Source organism: Ferruginibacter sp., from assembly GCF_031391665.1.
In the GTDB taxonomy this organism is placed as follows: domain Bacteria; phylum Bacteroidota; class Bacteroidia; order Chitinophagales; family Chitinophagaceae; genus Ferruginibacter.
This window is the reverse complement of sequence record NZ_JANMUN010000214.1, coordinates 22,355-40,525: the sequence shown is the minus strand read 5'-3', so window position 1 is coordinate 40,525 and position 18,171 is coordinate 22,355. Positions and strand designations below refer to the sequence as shown.

At 37.2% G+C, this 18,171-nt stretch carries 18 protein-coding genes and 1 tRNA gene; 5 read left to right on the top strand and 14 right to left on the bottom strand.

Going from position 1 to position 18,171, the window contains the following annotated elements; genetic code table 11:
* Positions 1-45 precede the first annotated feature (45 nt).
* Positions 46-924 carry a nucleoside phosphorylase gene (locus ACY651_RS16045; protein ID WP_462254510.1) on the bottom strand — a complete coding sequence of 293 codons (879 nt, stop codon included), beginning with the start codon at positions 922-924 and terminating at the stop codon, positions 46-48.
* Between the two features lie 76 nt (positions 925-1,000).
* On the opposite strand from ACY651_RS16045, the gene ACY651_RS16040 reads away from it, so the two are divergent.
* Together ACY651_RS16040 and ACY651_RS16035 are read left to right on the top strand one after the other, a co-directional pair.
* Positions 1,001-1,071 (top strand) — tRNA-Cys (locus ACY651_RS16040).
* Positions 1,072-1,120: 49 nt separating this feature from the next.
* On the top strand, positions 1,121-1,555 hold the full coding sequence (locus ACY651_RS16035) for a hypothetical protein (protein ID WP_462254509.1): 435 nt from the start codon (positions 1,121-1,123) through the stop codon (positions 1,553-1,555).
* A 79-nt stretch (positions 1,556-1,634) separates the two neighbouring features.
* On the opposite strand, the gene ACY651_RS16030 is transcribed toward ACY651_RS16035, so the two are convergent.
* The 11 genes from ACY651_RS16030 to ACY651_RS15980 form a co-directional block, all read right to left on the bottom strand.
* The gene (locus tag ACY651_RS16030; RefSeq protein ID WP_462254508.1) at positions 1,635-3,296 is read right to left on the bottom strand and encodes a glutamine--tRNA ligase/YqeY domain fusion protein; all 1,662 of its coding nucleotides are present in this window, start codon (positions 3,294-3,296) and stop codon (positions 1,635-1,637) included.
* A gap of 120 nt (positions 3,297-3,416) precedes the next feature.
* Entirely contained in the window at positions 3,417-3,833 is a 417-nt protein-coding gene (locus tag ACY651_RS16025) for a DUF1003 domain-containing protein (RefSeq protein ID WP_462254507.1), read from the bottom strand.
* A 100-nt stretch (positions 3,834-3,933) separates the two neighbouring features.
* Positions 3,934-5,004, bottom strand: a complete 1,071-nt coding sequence (locus ACY651_RS16020; RefSeq protein WP_462254506.1) for a fatty acid desaturase family protein — start codon at positions 5,002-5,004, stop codon at positions 3,934-3,936.
* Positions 5,005-5,023: 19 nt separating this feature from the next.
* The gene (gene bshB1, locus ACY651_RS16015) at positions 5,024-5,797 is read right to left on the bottom strand and encodes a bacillithiol biosynthesis deacetylase BshB1 (RefSeq protein WP_462254505.1); all 774 of its coding nucleotides are present in this window, start codon (positions 5,795-5,797) and stop codon (positions 5,024-5,026) included.
* Positions 5,798-5,924: 127 nt separating this feature from the next.
* Positions 5,925-6,554, bottom strand: a complete 630-nt coding sequence (locus tag ACY651_RS16010) for a DUF4294 domain-containing protein (RefSeq protein WP_462254504.1) — start codon at positions 6,552-6,554, stop codon at positions 5,925-5,927.
* A 116-nt stretch (positions 6,555-6,670) separates the two neighbouring features.
* Positions 6,671-7,450, bottom strand: coding sequence for a copper homeostasis protein CutC (locus ACY651_RS16005; protein WP_462254503.1), 780 nt, complete (start codon positions 7,448-7,450; stop codon positions 6,671-6,673).
* Between the two features lie 41 nt (positions 7,451-7,491).
* On the bottom strand, positions 7,492-8,511 hold the full coding sequence (locus tag ACY651_RS16000) for a N(4)-(beta-N-acetylglucosaminyl)-L-asparaginase (protein ID WP_462254502.1): 1,020 nt from the start codon (positions 8,509-8,511) through the stop codon (positions 7,492-7,494).
* 67 nt (positions 8,512-8,578) lie between these two features.
* Positions 8,579-9,472 carry a sugar phosphate isomerase/epimerase family protein gene (locus ACY651_RS15995; RefSeq protein ID WP_462254501.1) on the bottom strand — a complete coding sequence of 298 codons (894 nt, stop codon included), beginning with the start codon at positions 9,470-9,472 and terminating at the stop codon, positions 8,579-8,581.
* 121 nt (positions 9,473-9,593) lie between these two features.
* Positions 9,594-10,982: a Gfo/Idh/MocA family protein gene (locus ACY651_RS15990; RefSeq protein WP_462254500.1), complete on the bottom strand. Its 1,389-nt coding sequence runs from the start codon at positions 10,980-10,982 to the stop codon at positions 9,594-9,596.
* 78 nt (positions 10,983-11,060) lie between these two features.
* Positions 11,061-11,366, bottom strand: coding sequence for a hypothetical protein (locus ACY651_RS15985; RefSeq protein ID WP_462254499.1), 306 nt, complete (start codon positions 11,364-11,366; stop codon positions 11,061-11,063).
* A gap of 33 nt (positions 11,367-11,399) precedes the next feature.
* The gene (locus tag ACY651_RS15980) at positions 11,400-12,620 is read right to left on the bottom strand and encodes an MFS transporter (protein ID WP_462254498.1); all 1,221 of its coding nucleotides are present in this window, start codon (positions 12,618-12,620) and stop codon (positions 11,400-11,402) included.
* A 206-nt stretch (positions 12,621-12,826) separates the two neighbouring features.
* Between ACY651_RS15980 and rnr the strand changes: the two genes are divergently transcribed.
* The 3 genes from rnr to ACY651_RS15965 all read left to right on the top strand — a co-directional run bounded on the left by rnr (position 12,827) and on the right by ACY651_RS15965 (position 16,697).
* Positions 12,827-14,854 (top strand): ribonuclease R, encoded by a 2,028-nt coding sequence (gene rnr / locus ACY651_RS15975; protein ID WP_462254497.1) that lies wholly within the window; start codon positions 12,827-12,829, stop codon positions 14,852-14,854.
* Between the two features lie 165 nt (positions 14,855-15,019).
* Complete coding sequence (locus tag ACY651_RS15970) at positions 15,020-15,985, top strand: polyprenyl synthetase family protein (protein WP_462254496.1); 966 nt, start codon at positions 15,020-15,022, stop codon at positions 15,983-15,985.
* Between the two features lie 64 nt (positions 15,986-16,049).
* Positions 16,050-16,697: a hypothetical protein gene (locus tag ACY651_RS15965; RefSeq protein WP_462254495.1), complete on the top strand. Its 648-nt coding sequence runs from the start codon at positions 16,050-16,052 to the stop codon at positions 16,695-16,697.
* Between the two features lie 5 nt (positions 16,698-16,702).
* On the opposite strand, the gene ACY651_RS15960 is transcribed toward ACY651_RS15965, so the two are convergent.
* Both ACY651_RS15960 and ACY651_RS15955 read right to left on the bottom strand, forming a co-directional pair.
* Positions 16,703-17,224: a YdeI/OmpD-associated family protein gene (locus tag ACY651_RS15960; RefSeq protein WP_462254494.1), complete on the bottom strand. Its 522-nt coding sequence runs from the start codon at positions 17,222-17,224 to the stop codon at positions 16,703-16,705.
* Between the two features lie 6 nt (positions 17,225-17,230).
* Complete coding sequence (locus ACY651_RS15955) at positions 17,231-18,169, bottom strand: hypothetical protein (protein ID WP_462254493.1); 939 nt, start codon at positions 18,167-18,169, stop codon at positions 17,231-17,233.
* Positions 18,170-18,171 lie beyond the last annotated feature (2 nt).

The window sequence follows — 18,171 nt, the reverse complement described above, 5'->3', positions numbered from 1 at the left end:
TAACCTTTTTCCCTGATTCCAGCTTTTCTTATGGCTCATTTCATTTTAAATTGTACTTGAAATTATTTCAAGTGATTTTTTAATTAAATTCTCTACTGTAGCATTACCATCTTTACTAAACTCTTTTGAAATGCGGTTGGCAACAATAGCACTTATAGAAAGGCAGTGATGCCCTAAAATATTCCCCAGTCCGTAAATGCCTGCGGTTTCCATTTCAAAATTGGTAATGCGGTGCTGCCCAAAAGTAAATGAAGTTAAGTTATCTATCAAAGCAGGATTGGCCAATCCTAAACGCAGCACCCGGCCCTGTGGCCCATAAAAGCCCGGGCAGGTAACCGTAATGCCATGATGAAAACCATCCACAAAATTTTTTAATAATGCGCCGCTTGCACTGCTGATATAAGGTTGTGCAAAATTGTTATTCAGTTGCGTTTGTGTTACAAAAGATTGTACCAATTGTTTTTCTTCTTCATTATTATTAAGGCGGTAAAAATTTAACAGGTTATCAATACCAAGGCCATGTGTGCTTACCACAAAACTATCTACGGGAATATCCATTTGTAAAGAACCTGATGTGCCAATTCTTATAATATTTAATTGCGTTAAATTTTCTTTTATCGTTCTTGTTTCAAAATCAATATTTACCAATGCATCCAATTCGTTTAAAACAATATCAATATTATCGGTACCAATGCCTGTGCTTACTACTGTTATTCTTTTTTTATTAAGAAAACCGGTATGCGTTACAAACTCTCTGTGGTTATTTTTTATTTCAACCGAATCAAAATGTTTACTTACTTCTCCTACCCTGTCGGGGTCGCCAACAGTTATAATGGTTGCAGCAATTTCTTCGGGGCGGCAATCTAAATGATAAATAGCGCCACGGTTGTTTATAATAAGTTCGGATGCAGCAATACTGTTCATACTATTTTTTTGATAATCAATTTAGTCAGGCGAATAATTTTGCCTAAAAATACCCTATTTTTGCAACACTAAAAAAGGTCCTTTGGCCGAGTGGCTAGGCAAAGCTCTGCAAAAGCTTCTACAGCGGTTCGAATCCGCTAGGGACCTCAAAAAAAATCGCCCCGATATAAATCCCGGGGCTTTTTTAATAAATTTTATGAGTTCAAAAATATTATCCTGGCTGGGCATTGCGGCCTGCATTACATTAATTATTTCGTGTTTTTTGCCCTGGGCATATTATGCCGACAGTAATATTGCCACTGAAGCAGAAAGGACGTTTACCGGGTTTTATTCTTACAAACAACAATATGGCAAACCCGGATTGTTTTTAGTTTTTTTTGGCATTGTTATTTTAATATTGATGATTTTGCCCAAAGTGTGGGCTAAAAGAACCAACCTCTTTATAAGTGCGTTTACACTGGCGTACGCCTTTAAGTGTTATATCCTTTATACATCCTGCTACAATGCTTATTGCCCCGAGAAAAGGGTGGGCATTTTTATTGTGTTGTTTTCTACAGTGACAATGCTGGTTGCCTGCGTATTTCCCAATATGAAAATTGAGGGAAATGTTGCCGGGAAAAATAAAATGTAAAAACTACTTTAAGTTTTTAACAGACTGTATAACTACCATGCAATTTTACACATAGGCAGACAGGATACATAGATAAATATTAATTTTTCTTCACTTCTTTACCCCATGCATCTTTTAAAGTAACGGTGCGGTTAAATACTAATTTTTCTTTGGTGGAATCTTTATCCAGGCAAAAATAGCCTTTGCGTAAAAACTGGTAACGCCCCTGTAAAGTTGCAGCAGCCAGAGAAGGTTCTATAAATGCGTTTTTAATAATTTGTAAAGAATCGGGGTTGATATTTTCTTTAAAATCGCCTTCTTCTGCTGCAGGATTTTCTGCTTTAAACAAACGGTCGTATAATCTTACTTCGGCATTTACTGCATGTGCAGCACTTACCCAATGTATAGTTCCTTTAACTGAAATGCCACTGTTATCACTGCCGCTTTTTGTTTCGGGCAGGTAAGTGCAATGTATGGCGGTAATATTTCCGCTCTCATCTTTTGTGACGCTTTCGCATTTTACAATGTAAGCACTTTTTAAACGCACCATAGCACCCGGCGCTAAACGAAACCATTTTTTAGCCGCCACTTCCATAAAATCTTCCCGCTCTATCCACAGCTCTTTACTAAATGGAATCGTTCTGCTCCCCATAGCTTCATCAGGGCCATTTTCGCTAATCAATTCTTCAGTTTTACCCTCTTCATAATTAGTAATAATTAATTTTACTGGATCTAAAACCGCCATCATCCGTAAAGCAGTTTTATTTAATTCTTCCCGTAAACAAAATTCCAGTAAACTTATGTCGATTAAATTTTCTCTTTTGGCTACGCCAATTTTATCGCAGAACAAACGTATGCTTTCAGGTGTATATCCTTTTCTTCTAAAGCCGCTGAGTGTGGGCATTCTTGGGTCATCCCAGCCCGTTACGTAACCTTCATTAACCAACTCCAGTAATTTTCTTTTACTCATTACGGTGTAAGTCATATTCAACCTGGCAAACTCGTATTGATGCGATGGAAAAATGTTTAATTTTTCAATACACCAATCGTACAACTCACGGTGCGGTATAAATTCTAATGTACAAATGCTGTGGGTAATATTTTCTATGCTGTCGCTTTGTCCATGGGCAAAATCGTACATCGGGTAAATACACCAGGTATCGCCGGTGCGGTGATGGTGGGCATGTTTAATGCGGTAAATGATAGGATCCCTCATCAGCATATTTACATGCGCCATATCAATTTTTGCCCGTAAAACTTTTTCTCCATCTTTATATTTATCCTCCTTCATTGCAGTAAATAAAGAAAGATTTTCTTCAATGGTCCGGTTGCGGTAAGGGCTGTCTTTACCGGCTTCTGTTGGCGTTCCTTTTAATGCAGCAATTTCTTCTGCAGATAAATCATCAACATAAGCCAATCCTTTTTTTATTAAGTCGATGGCAAATGCATACAGCTGATCAAAATAATCTGATGCATAAAATTCGTTGGCCCAGTTAAAGCCCAGCCATTGTATATCTTCTTTAATACTGTCAACATATTCTGTTTCTTCTGTTACAGGATTAGTATCGTCAAAACGCAGGTTTGTTTTGCCGCCATACTTTAATCCCAAACCAAAATTTAAGCAAATAGCTTTTGCATGACCAATATGCAGGTAGCCATTAGGCTCCGGCGGAAAACGGGTAAGAATGGATTGGTGTTTTCCGTTTTTAAGATCGTCTTCAATAATTTCTTCTATAAAATTTAAACTCTTTTCTTCACTCATCTTTTTTGGTTAAGGCACAAATTTACGGAAACGGGATTTATAAACGGCCTTTTAGCAAAGGGTTGCCAACCTTATATAAATGCTTTAAAGTTTTGTATTTTTAAGAAGGGTGAAAATACCTCACCCCTGTTTACTTTTCATTTCCTGCAGCAGTAAAATAATTTTATCTAATTTTTCTGATTCTATTTTACTGAGGTGCATTTGCAATGCTTCTATCTCTTTTTTTGCATCAATATTGGTTTGATAATCTTCTTCTGCCTGAATGCGGTCCCTGCCTGCCTGCCGGTTTTGCGCCATCATAATTATTGGTGCGGCATAAGCAGCCTGGGTAGAAAATATGAGGTTTAATAAAATAAAAGGATACACATCCCAATGACGTACAAAACCAATTACGTTTAACAGCATCCAGATTACTACAAAAATACTTTGCCAAATAATAAATTTCCAGGAGCCCATTCCGCTTGCAACAGCATCAGCAATTTTATCGCCAAAGGTGTACGTTTCTTTGTGTTTGGTGTGCCAGGTCTTTTTTGCCATTGTACTAATTTTATTCAATTTAAAATATTGCTTTATAAAAAAAGCCTTTTTATTATTCAATATGAGATAATAAAAAGGCCCGCTAAAATAAATTTAAAATTTAAACCCTTCCCATTCTTTTTAAGTGCATGGTATGCGAAACCAATGCATGCCGCATTCTTCTGAACTCAATATATTTTACACCATACTCCTGGCAGGTCTGTTTAATTATTTTACTTATTTCAGGGTAGTGTACATGAGAAATTTTTGGAAAAAGGTGATGCTCAATCTGAAAATTTAATCCACCTACCAACCAGGAAATTAACCTGTTCTTTGTTGCAAAGTTTGCCGTGGTTTCTATTTGATGAATAGCCCATTCGTTTTCTATTTTATTTATATCTGCATCCGGTACAGGAAAAGCTGTTTCTTCTACTGTATGTGCCAGTTGAAAAACCACACTTAATATTAAACCTGCAAGCATTGCTATTATTAAAAACCCCACCATCCATTGTACAAAACCTAAAAGCATAATAGGCAATACAATCATCATAAAATAATAACCGGCTTTGGCTGTCCAAAATGCAAAATGTTCGAACCTGCTCATTTTTTTAATGGGCACGCTGCCTACTTTCTTTTTAAAATATTTAGTATAATCTGTAGCAAAAACCCAGATGATTAACAGTAGCGTGTACAAAAACCAAACATAAATATGCTGGTAGCGGTGAATTTTATATTTTTTTTGTGTGGCACACATCCTTAGCATGGGCTTAATTTCAATATCATCATCCACACCATCAATATTGGTATAAGTGTGGTGAATAATATTGTGTTTGTTATTCCACATAATGGCACTTGCCCCCAATGCATTTACAGAGAACGCAGCAATTTTATTCCAGAATTTACTGTTGCTGAAACTGCCGTGGCCACCATCGTGCATTACATTAAAACCAATGGCCGCAGTTAAGCCACCCATTAAAACACATTCTAAAATGGCAATCCATGTTGGAGGAGTAAAAAAAACTACATGCACATACAGCAATACATAAGATGCCCAAAAAAGTACCGCTTTAAAATATAATCCAAAATTACCGGTAGCAGGTTTTTGCGATTTTGTAAAATAGTCGTTCACCCTTCTTTTTAATTCCTGGTGAAAGGTAGAACCGGCTACATTTAAGAATTTTGGGGTTGCCATAATGATATTGTTTGTTGTATTAAGTATTATTTTTTATGATGGCATCAAAATTATTTAAGCCAATCATTTTTTGTGTTATAAAACCTTCCGCATATTTTACACCTATCATTTTTCCAAACCACTTATGCCTGTACACCACACTATCTAAAAAATCAGGAGTAGAAATATAAGTTTGCGGCTCTTTACTGTCTGTGTTATCCGCAGGATGCTGTGCATAAAACTGTGAACCGTATGCTTTTATTGCTTCAATCTTTTGTTCAAAAACATTTGTAATGTCAATTACAAAATCAGGCTCTAAAAATTTATCCTGAATGTAATTGAAAACATATTTTGGACGCCATGCTTCCTGCTGCACTCCATTATCCGTTGTTTCAATCTTTTTTAGCCCCGAAAGAAATGCCGCATCTGCCACCAATTTTGCCGAACGTCCATGATCGGGATGCCGGTCGGTTGGGGCATTGCATAAAATAATTTCGGGCTGGTACTTTCTTAGTGCTGTAATTACTTTGCGCTGGTGTGCTTCATCATTGGCAAAAAAACCATCGGCCATTTTTAAATTCTCTCTTGCAGTAATTCCTAAAATTTTTGAAGCAGCCGCAGCTTCCTGCATTCTAATTTCAGCTGTTCCCCTGCTACCCAATTCGCCTTGCGTAAGATCGATAATGCCTGCTTTTTTTCCATTCAATTGTTCAACCAGTAAAACCCCGGCACAACTTAATTCCACATCATCCGGATGAACACCAAAGGCTAATAAATCTAACTTCATTCTGTAGTCTAAAATTTCTGGGTGCAAGCTACACATTTTTTGGCAGGTTTCAAGTAGTAAACTGTTGCAGTAAAGCCAAATTAAGGAAGGGTGAATGGTGAATGGGCAATAGGGTAATGTGTAAAGACTATTGTTTTAGCGGGTACTTATTTACTTAACTGCCATAACCATACATACGCCGCACTTCAATAACAATTTTTTCAATAGCCGCATCATCGCCTGCGGCATTGTAAGATTGTTTTAAATTACTGTCGAAGAAAAACGCAACTGTTTGATAGAGCCTGGCTGTTACTCCGCCTTTGTATTCTTTAATTATTTCATAGCAGTTATTGCCGGTTTCCCGGTTGATGAGTTTCATTAATACTTTGCCCTGGTAAACGGATAAATTAGTGAGCGGATCGGTAAACTCTTTTTTTAATTCTTTTTCTCTTGATTTGATGTAATCTTTACGGAGTTTTTTATCAGTTACATTGGTTAATTTCAGGTTGATATCGTTTAAAACTGCCCCGGCACGTTTGGCATACGGATAAGTTACATAAACCGCATTTCTCAGTCTTGTCCATTTAGCATTGGCTTCTACCTGTTTTTTAGTAAGATATGCAGCTACAGAAACGTCAACCAGTGTTTTAGCCTCCATCGTATCGCCATTGTAAACCACCATTGCAACCAAAATGGTATCGTTAACACCTGTTTGTGCAACCGTAATATTATTTTTTGTTGAAATAAATAATACAAAAAGCAGTACAAAAATTTTGAATGATATGGAACTGTTGCGGATTGGCATTGGGCATAAAATTACTAAAGCATTTTTGTATTAATACGGCAAGATGCTTAAAGTAACCATAAAATTTTATTATAAGACACGGTTTTTTACCGAAATGTTGCATCATTCGGGGTGACTCACTCGGAATGATGGTTTTTCAGCAGTTCCCCAATCTTTTTCACTTCTTCCCCATCCACTATTACTTTTTGTAAATTTTCCTCCATGGCATCAACAACAAAATCCATTTGTGTATCCACAAAAATCCTGGCAGAAGTGTGAAATTCTGTTGCTCCGGTAATTTTTGCCACTTCAATTACATTGGTTGATCTTAAACCACTGCCGGGCATTATAATAATTCTTTCATCGGCCTGCTTTATTAATTGTGCAATTAAAGGGGCTCCGTCAAGGCAATTGGGTACAAGGCCGCTGGTTAAAATTCTTTCGCATCCAATTGCAATAATATCTTCCAAAGCTTTAAAAGGATCATTCACCCTGTCGAATGCTCTTTGAAAAGTTACTCCCATGGGATAAGCCAGTTGCACCAATTGTTTACTACGATCAGTATCTACACTGCCATCTTTGTTTAACATGCCAATTACCACACCATCGCACCCGAGTTGTTTGTGCATCAGCACATCGGTTTTCATAATTTCAAACTCGTCATCGCTGTAAAAAAAATCACCGCCACGTGGCCTTATCATGGCATACAATTCAATCTGCAATTTTTCTCTTGCTGCTTTTACAAAACCGTAAGAAGGTGTGGTGCCGCCGTCGCCAGGGTTATCGCAGAGTTCAATTCTTGTTGCGCCGGAAGCCTGTGCTATTTGGCAACTTTCGGTGTTGAAGGCGATAATTTCTAAACCCCAAACCCCTGAAGGGGCTTTTGCACTTTTAAATTCAGAGTGGATTTGTTTCATGATAAACTTTAATGCTTGAGGTATAAAGTCCCTTTAGGGATTTAGGGTATAAGAAATTTCGATTCGTGAATTTTATTTTCCAATCCACTCTTTACACTAAACACAAAACCTTTTTGAATGGCGTACGCTCCGTATTGCCCTTTTTTATTGAGTGCTAAAAAACCTACCTGCAATTCTTTTGCTTTTTTTCTGTCTCTTTTTACAATTCTTTCTACAGCTTTTTTGCAGGCCATTTCGGGGCTTAATCCCTGCCGCATAAATTCTACCACCAAATGTGTTCCGCAAATGCGAATCACTTCTTCGCCGGTACCGCTGCTGGTGGCAGCGCCAATTTCATTATCAACAAATAACCCTGCACCAATAATGGGTGAATCTCCCACACGGCCATGCAATTTAAAAGCCATTCCACTGGTGGTTACTGCGCCGCTTAAATTATTCATTGCGTCCATTGCTAATAATCCCATCGTATCATGATTGGCAGTGCCATCATCAAAAAAGTTTGGCGCAAACGGACCGTTAGCTTTTTTGTTTTCAATATTAATAACCGGTTTATATTCACTTTTTTTCAACCAATCGGCATAAGCTTTTTTTGCATCAGCAGATAGTTCGGTACTTTCCAAAACAAAGCCATTCTCTACTGCAAATTGCTGTGCGCCTGCACCCACTAAAATTACATGCGGTGTATTTTCCATCACTTTCCTGGCTACTGAAACAGGATGTTTTATTCTTTCCAAACCAGCTACTGCACCACAGTTGGCATATTCGTCCATAATGCAACTGTCTAATGTTACAATACCATCTCTGTCGGGGTAGCCCCCCAAGCCAACGCAGCAATTAATTTCATTTTCTATGTGCATAGCTCCGGCTTCCACCGCATCTAATGCCCGGCCTTTTTTAGATAATATTTTCCAGGCTTCGGCATTTACTGCCATGCCGCTATCCCAGGTAGAAATTACAATTGGTTTTGTCGTACCCTCCAGGCCGTTAGCAATTGATTTTTTTGCTGCAACGAGTGGTGCAATTAAGGCGGAGAGGTGGAGGAATTTTCGTCTGTTAAGCATTTAGTTTATTTTTTATAACGGGCATTTGTTATGCTGTGAGATTTCTATCGGTTCTTCAACTGAATTTCTAAAGCACTAAATTTTTCTTCATATACACTGCACTGCGTTTTACGCAATCAAAGGCATCGGGCAAATAATTGTTTCCTTGCTCAACCATAATGTGTTTTACTCCGGCAAGTTTATAATCCGCAACATAGGGCTTAAAATTTATACTTCCTTCACCTAAAACAGTATGCAGTTCTCTGTCTGTTTTATCCATGTCTTTAAAATGCAGCAATGGAAACCTGCCGGGATATTTTTCAAAATAATAATGTGCCGGTAATTTTGAAGAATGTGAAAACCAATAAATATCCATTTCTATTTTCACCAAACCGCTGTCGGTTTCATTTAAAATAATATCAAAGCCCTTTTTACCATCTTGCTCATCAAATTCAAAACCGTGATTATGGTATGCCAACTGCAAATTGGCTTTTTTAATTTGCTCCCCAATCGTGTTCAATTTTTCTGCAAGTATCTTAAACTTTTCAATAGTTCTCGACTCAGGGTTAAGCCAGGGCCACACAATGTATTCTTGTTTCAATGTTAACGCACCATTAATACTCTCATCTACATAACGCTTTAAGTCATCATCAGTTTTGCCGGGCAGCATAAAATTATTTAAGGCATAATGTCCGCTAATGCTGTGCAGTCCATTTTCATCCAAAATTTGTTTTAAAGTTTTTGGTTCAAGATTCCAATAATTTTTAGTGGCACCAAAATTAAATCCAAAAGTTTCCACTTCTTTATAGCCGAAGGCAGCTACTTTTTTAAGAGCACCTGCCAAATCGGTATTCATTTCTTTATTTAGTGTATAAAGTTGTAACCCCAGTTTATACTTATTTTTTTTAAAAAAGTCAGGATTTATAAAGCCACCCATTCCTATCAGCGTACTTTGTTTAATGAATTTTCGTCTTGTTGTCATTTTGTATAGTTAAAAAATATTTGGCCTTGTTTCTGCTCTTTACTAAGCATCCGCTAAAAAATATGTTCACTGCTCCCATGTTCTCCATTTCTCTTTCCTTGGGGAAGGATAGGATGGGCTGCTAATACTCATCATTCAATGCAAAAATCTGCTTCTTCGTTTTCCATTTGCCTCTTGTAAAATCAGGAATATTTTGCACTTGGCCGCCTTCCATAATACTTTTTTCACTGAGAGGTGTTATAGCATACCAGCTTGCATAATCATATACATCCATAGGGAATTCGGCACCACGTTTTATGCATTCAATAAAGGCATGGTCAACAAAAAAATCCATACCGCCATGGCCGGCACTTTCTGCACTGGCACCATATTTTTTCCATAGCGGATGATCATAATCGGTCAGCCATTTTTCGGTGTTATCCCATTTATGATTGTGATTCATTTCTTTTTGAAAATAAATAAAACCCTGTTTATTGCCGCCGCTGCCAAAGTCCTGCCACAAACCCTCCGTGCCTTGCACCCGAAAACCTAAATTATAAGGCCGTGGAGAAGATACATCATGAGTTAATAAAATAGTTTCGCCATTGGCACATTGTATTTGAGTGTTTACAATATCGCCGCATTTAAAATTTAATTTTGCATTGGGGTGACTGGCGCCGCCTTTAGGATGCTCCACAATATATTTATGCAAGCCTCTTGCCTTTGAGGCGATGGAAGATAATTTTGTCATGCGGTTGCCCTTGTTAATATCCATCATTACCGCAACCGGGCCAAGGCCGTGTGTGGGATACAGCTCGCCGTTACGTTTTAAATTATGTTCGGTACGCCACTGTGCTTCACTGTAAGCATTTTTACCAAACTCTACGCCACTGTTGTATGCCGTTACATCATCATTAAAAAGTACACCACGTAAATCATGTTCGTAGCCGCCCTGGCCGTGCAGTAATTCTCCAAACATGCCTTTGCGTACCATATTTAATACCGCCATTACATCACGGCGGTAACAAACATTTTCCATCATCATCACCGGGATTTTGGTTTTTTCTGATGCATTAACTACATCCCAGCACTCCTGCAATTTTACGGCACCACAAACTTCGGCACCAACAATTTTTCCGGCATTCATGGCATCAATGGCCTGTATGCTGTGCCATTCCCACGGGCTGCAAATCATTACAGCATCCACATCGTCTCTTTGCAATAATTTTTTATAATCGTAATTACCATTTTTATAAATAGCAGGTTCAGGACGATTGTATTCTTTGAAAACTTTTAAAGCTTCGTCAATACTTCTTTGCTGCGGATCGGCAATGGCGGTTATTTCTACATCTTCTCTTTGTAAAAAATTACCCATGTGCTCATGCGAACGCAAACCAACACCTATTATACCAATGCGTACTTTTTCTTTTTTTACGGATGAAAATGCCTTGATGGAATTGTTTAGTGAAAGTGCTGCACCAGTTAGTGCAGTTGATTTAATAAAATTTCTCCGGTTAAAGGCCAAGGGCATATGCAATCAGTTTTATGTTTTGGGAATGTTTTGCATGGGGTCAGACGGTTTTAAACCGTCATGACCCATACATAAAAATTATTTGTGCATGGAAAGTTTTTTCAACATATCTGTAGAAACAGTTTCAGCATACATGCCATAAGCACTGCTCATAGTGCCTTTTACTTTTCCATCTTTGGATACTATCGCATACACCACATCTTCGTCGCTGGGGTTAGTGTCGCCTTCAAAACGATGCACTTCTACTATTTCAAACTCATGTGGGTTGAGGCAAATTTTATTATCAGAACAAATTATTTTATCAAAAGCAATATTAAAATCAACAGTGTAGCCAGTGGCTTTTAAATCTTTTAATGCTTCTGTTACGGTATCGTACGATTTCATTTTTTTTCTTTTACTAAAGTTAGGGAAACTTTTTTAAGGGTCTGACGGTTTTAAACCGTGTTGACCCTTATATGCAGCCAAATAAATTATCACTATTAATGTAACTGCTGCTGTAATTAAAAAAGTGGCCACGGCACCAAAACTATACCAGAGCAATCCACAAATGGTGCTGGCAAATAATGCAGCAATACTTTGAAAACCGGCAAATGTGCCAATGGCAGTAGCAGTTTCATTTTTATCCACCATATTACTTATCCAAGCTTTTGAAATACCCTCGGTTGCGGCGGCATACAAACCATATAAAGCAAACAGCACCAAAAAAACAACCAGGTTATTATTAAAAGCAAAACCAGTATAGACCAACACAAAAATAAATAGACCCAATAAAAATATTTTTTTCAACCCTAACTTATCAGCCAAAATACCCACAGGATAAGCCAGTAAGGCATAAATTAAATTGTAAAAAATATACACGCCGATTACTTCAGTATCCGTTAATCCGCTTTCTTTCATTTTTAATAATAAAAAAACATCGCTGCTGTTGAATAATGCAAAAAGCAATAACCCAATAACCAATTTTTTGTACGCAGCCGGGCTGGTTTTCCAGTAAGTGATAAAGGCAAATAGGTTGGTAGGTTTAGGGTTTAGAGGTTTAGGATTTAGGGGTTTAGGGTTTTCTTTAATGAGCAAGGTGCAAATAATTGCCAGCAAACCAGGGCCGAATGCAATTAAAAAAAGTGTTTTATAATTATCAGGATTAAAATATAAATATACCAATGCAATGGCAGGGCCGAATACCGCACCCAAAGTATCCATGCTGCGATGAAAACCAAAAACAGTTGCCTTAGTTTCTTTAGTTGCTTCGTCGCTTAATAATGCATCTCTTGCGCCGGTGCGTATGCCCTTGCCCAAACGGTCAATAGTTCTTGCAAAAAAAATCCAGAGCGGATAAATAAAAAAGGCCATCATGGGTTTACTGATAGCACTTAGCCCATAACCCAATTGCACAAACGGTAAACGTTTGCCTGTACTGTCGCTTAATTTACCAAAATAGGGTTTGCTTAAACCAGCCACTGCTTCGGCAATGCCTTCTAAAACCCCAATAGCAATTACCGAAAAACCAATATGCTTTAAAAAAATGGGCATGATGGGATAGAGCATTTCGCTGGCCATATCTGTAAATAAACTTACCAGCGAAAGTATCCAGATGGTTTTAGTAATTATACGTTGTGGAGAATTTGTGAGTGGCTGCACAATTGATGGTTTATTCGAATGTAGGAATTTGTTGGTACATTGCACTCAAATATTTTGCCGCATCAGCTAATAAAGACAGGAATAATTTTGGTCTGTTTACGCTTAGATAAAAGTTCCCCAATGGTATGCCGTTGAAAGGATTGCGACGCAACGATCCCGTACGTACGGGATGAAAATATGATGCTGGTATTCAAAAGAAAAAAATTATGAGTAAAAAAATAAAGGAGTCGAAAAGTTCTTCTCAAAGTAAAACGGTAAAAGGAAAATTAGATATTTCACGAAGCGGTATTGGTTTTGTATTGGTAGAAGGAATGGATAAAGACATTTTGGTAAGGCCCAACGATTTTAACAGGGCTTTTCATGGCGACATGGTAAAAGTGCAAATTAAAAGCGATGGCGGCAATGGTAAACGTATTGAAGGAAAAATTACAGACGTTAGCGAAAGAAAACAAATTGAATTTATTGGCAACCTGCAGGTAAGTAAAGCATTTGCTTTTTTTACTGCCGATACCGAAAAGCCCATGCCGGATTTTTTTGTACCTATCGAAAAATTAAATGGCGCAAAAGATAAAGACCGTGTGGTGGTGCGTTTAACAAAATGGAATAAGGATGATAAAAAACCTGAAGGCGAAGTAGTGAGTGTGATTAAAGCAGAAGACATGAATGACTTTGCCATGAAAGAACTTTTAATTGACTGCGGCTTTCCGTTAACGTTTGATGATGTGGTGATGAAGGAAGCCCACAGCCTTTCGGAAAATATTACCCGGCAGGAATTAATTAAGCGTAAAGACTGCAGGGACATTTTAACTTTTACGATTGACCCTAATGATGCAAAAGATTTTGATGATGCTATTTCTGTAAGAAATTTAGATAATGGCAATTACGAAATTGGGGTGCACATTGCCGATGTGAGCCATTTTGTAAAACCGGGATCGCTATTGGATAAAGTGGCATACGAAAGAGCCACAAGTGTTTACTTGCCAGACAGGGTAAACCCGATGTTGCCTGAAAAAATTTCGAACGAATTATGTTCTTTACGTCCGCATGAAGACAAATATACCTTCTCTGCAATTTTTCAGATTAACAACCGTGCCGAAATAAAACACAGCTGGCTGGGCCGTACCGTTATACACAGCAATCACCGTTTTACGTACGATGAAGTGCAGGAAATTATTGAAAAGAAAGATGGCCTGCATTACAAACCCATTGCGTTGCTTAATGATTTGGCACAAAAATTCCGCAGGGAAAGATTTAGAAAAGGTGCTATTAATTTTTCATCGCAGGAAGTGCGTTTTCAATTAGATGAAAAAGGAAAACCTATTGGCATTGTAATTAAGGAAAGTAAAGATGCACATAAATTAATTGAGGAGTTTATGCTGCTGGCCAACAGAACGGTAGCTGAATATGTTTCTAAAATAAAAATAAATAAACTACCGGTGCCTTTTCCATACCGCATACATGATACGCCTGATGATGAAAAACTAAAACCATTTGTTGCCTTTGCAAAAAAGTTTGGGTATGTTTTTGATATGCATGATGAAGCGGCCGTAGCTGCATCTTTTAATAAAATGCTTAAAGAAGTGCAGGGCAAACCGGAACAACATGTGCTGGAGCAATTGGGCATACGCACTATGGCAAAAGCTGTTTACACTTCTTCCAACATCGGTCATTATGGTTTGGGTTTTGAGCATTACTGTCATTTTACGTCTCCCATACGCCGTTACCCCGATGTGATGGTACACCGCATTTTACAGGAATGCTTAGAGAAAAATTTGAAGATCGATAAGAAGATGGATGAAAAATGCAAGCACTGCAGCGACAGGGAACGTAAAGCAATGGAAGCAGAACGTGCCGGAAATAAATACAAGCAGGTAGAATTTATGCAGCAATATTTGGGTGAAGAGTTTGATGGTATTATCAGTGGTGTGGCATCATTCGGTTTTTTTGTAGAAACAGTATTGCATAAATGCGAAGGCATGGTTACGGTAAGAGATTTAAGTGAGCATGATGATTTTAGATTAGATGAAACAGATTATGCACTGGTTGGCTTACGCACCAAAAGAAAATTCAGGATGGGTGATAAAGTGCGGATAAAAGTGGTGGCTGCAAATTTAGGCAAGCGGCAGTTAGATTATGAGTGGGTGCCTGGTGCAAATGTAAAAGCAAAAGTTACTAATACGGCTTTAATTAAACAAGCAGCAAAACCAAAAGTGGGGTTGAAAAAGAAAAAATAAAAATAATTTATTTGCATTCATTAATTTAAAAAAATAAGTCAGAATTTTTCAGAAGGAGATACTATTTTTAAATTATACAGGCTTCAACAATCCCGATTGCAATCGGGACTGACACTTTTAATTCAAATATATTACTCCATTAAATTATTAAACCATTCTGTATAAATGCATTCTTTTTCAGCACTCTCCCAATTATTTGAAGAAAAATTTAATGTTCGTCACTTTCCTACCCATACAGAAAGTTTGTACGATCCTGCACAATACATTTTAGGAATTGGAGGAAAAAGAATTCGCCCAGTTTGTGTATTGCTGGCTAATGAATTATTTGATGAAATTAATCCGGATGCCTATCATGCAGCTGCAGCAATAGAACTGTTTCATAATTTTAGTTTGATACACGATGACATTATGGATAAAGCGCCGGTACGCCGTGGCATGCAAACAGTGCATGTAAAATATGGTGAATCAACCGCTTTGCTTGCAGGTGATGTAATGTTTGTAAAGGCCTACGAAAATTTAAATAAAATTCAGCCGGCCAATTTGCAAAAAGTATTGCAGTTGTTTAATGTTACTGCCAGCCAGGTTTGCGAAGGACAGCAGTTAGATATGGATTTTGAAAAAAGAGATACCGTAAGTTTTGAAGATTATGAAAAAATGATCACTTTAAAAACTTCTGTATTGGTTGCGGCAAGTTTACAACTGGGTGCCATACTCGGTGGCGCTGGCGGGGGTAATCAAAATCATTTGTATAAGTTTGGAAAAAACCTCGGCATTGCCTTCCAGGTGCAGGATGATTATTTAGATGCTTTTGGTAACCCCGATAAATTTGGCAAACAGGTTGGAGGGGATATCCTTGCCAATAAAAAAACTTTTTTGCTGATACATGCACTGGAAGCTGCATCTGCAACTGCAAAAAAAGAATTGCTGCAATTAATGATTGATAACCCTGCTGATAAAGTAGAAAAAGTTTTAGGCATTTTTAAAGAGTGCAAAGCGGATGCCTGGGCCAAAGAGTTACAGCAAAATTATTTTACTACTGCTTTGAAACATTTGGAAGATGTTGCGGTTTTATCTGTGAGAAAAAAACCGTTGATGGAGTTGGCGGAGTATTTAATGGTGAGGGAGAGTTGATTTTGTTTATTGGTTAGCCACTTTTATTTCTTTGTTGTTTTTATTATATTTACTCATCACTAAAATGAGCAATAATTTAAAAATACGATTATTATTTTTTTCAGGATGCTTATTTTTTATATGCTCCTGCACTAAAGAATATTCTTGCGAAAAATGCCTGCAAATATCAACACAGGTTGATACAACGCTTACAGATACCACTTTTTTTACCGATTGTATTATTGACGGAGTACGGTATTTTAATATTAGCGGCAGGGAAGGTTGTGCGGCAACTTATGAATCTGCAGGAAATGCGACTACAAAATTTTATCTATCGGGAGTTGGAGGTAAGAATATTGCCGGAACCGGCACTGACAGAAACTCATTATATTTTTATAAAGGAGTACAGGCAATTGACAGCAATCTGCCCTTGAAGCAACAGATTATAGCTTATTTTGTACCAGGCCAATATCCTTACACAAAGATCTATAGTTTAACTGAGGGCATAGTATTAATCTGGACAGACAGCAATGGGAAAAAATGGCAAACGGATCTCGGAACTGGTAATCAATCCGGCAGTTCATTTATAATAACAAAAGAAGACTTTTCTTTTTTAAATGGAATTGTAAATGGCATATACGTAAAAGCAACTTTTACCTGCATATTATATGATGGATTGGGGAATTCAAAAACGTTAACCAATGGAAGATTTTGTTTGCCTGTTTGGGCTTAACAACTTTATCCCATTAATTTTCTTTTTTCGTCTCTTTCTTCCCTAAGCATAGCACCAAAATCCATTTTACGCACCATGGTTTTTATTACCAATGCAATACGTTTGGCTTTGGTAATATCAGTTTTTGCACTGTCAATCCATTTGGTAAAGTAATTGCGGTGGCCTTGTGGTAAACTATTGTAATGTGCTACTGCTTCAGGTTCATCTGCCATACATTCTATTAATTCTGCCGGAGGCAATATGGGTGCAGCATCAGCAACTAACTGCACTTTAAGTGTTGCACCTTTTCTTTTACCAATGCCTTTACGCATCGCAGCATTAATGGCCATAATAAAATCGCCTTCTCCCATGGGTATTAACGCTACTTTGCTTATTTCAAAATCATCCAGCATACCTTTTACCCGAAACGATTTTTTATTTTTTGGCTTTAATTGCTGTGCAATTTTTGCAGGAATTACAATATAAGTCCAGCCGGTTTTTTCGCCCTGCTTATCAAATTTTAATATGGTGGTGAAAAATTTTATCATTCTAAATTAAGGGAAGTATTTTTTTATACTGTCGTTTAGAGATGCTGAAAATTTGGCTGCTCCAATATTATTTAAATGGCCGATATCTTTCCAATTTTGTGCATCTTGTATTTCAGGTAGATTTGTAACGTTGCCCATATCAATAATAACTACTTTACCGGATATGTTTTTTATGTATTTTTTTAAAAAAATTATTTCATCTTCCCTGTAATTTACATTTTTATAATAAGGCGGAAAAATTATTACCAGTTGAATATTATTTTGTTTACAGCTTGTAATAATATTATTCAATATCTGCAATTTTTTTGCAGAGAAAGTAAATTTTGCGAAAGATAAATTTTGCTGGTTTATGGTATCCATTGTTTGATATAAAGGATCGAATCCATCATTCTTTGCGACTGAATTTTGCTTAAAATAATTTAAAAAAATATTAGTTATTTTTCCATTGAATTTATAGGTGTCGAAATTCAATTTTAACCGCTCTTCTAATGCCAATTCTTTTAATGAGTTTTGGAGCAGAGGGCTTTTTTTGAAAAAGGGGTAAAGAGAACTTAATCCATATAAATAATTTTCCAAATTTTCAGTGGCAAAGTTTACTGCATCAACTTGCAGCAGGATAATTTTTGGTTTAAAATTTTCATGCAGCATTATATCCAGCACAATATTACTGTGCAATATTGTGCCTACACCATTAATACCGGCATTATAACCAATACCATTAATAGCAGTAAGTTTTTCGGGATCAACCTGGTGTTTTGCCCTGGAGCTGCCCAAAATAATATAATCAGCATTTTTTTTCTTCTCTAATAAATAATTAAGACTTCCCCCGCTCTCTCCGCTAATCGTTTTTTCAAAAATATATTTAGTAAAAACAAAACTGAACAGCCTGTCGAAAATAAGTACGATCAAAAATATTACAGCAATATTTATAAGTATTTTTTTCATCG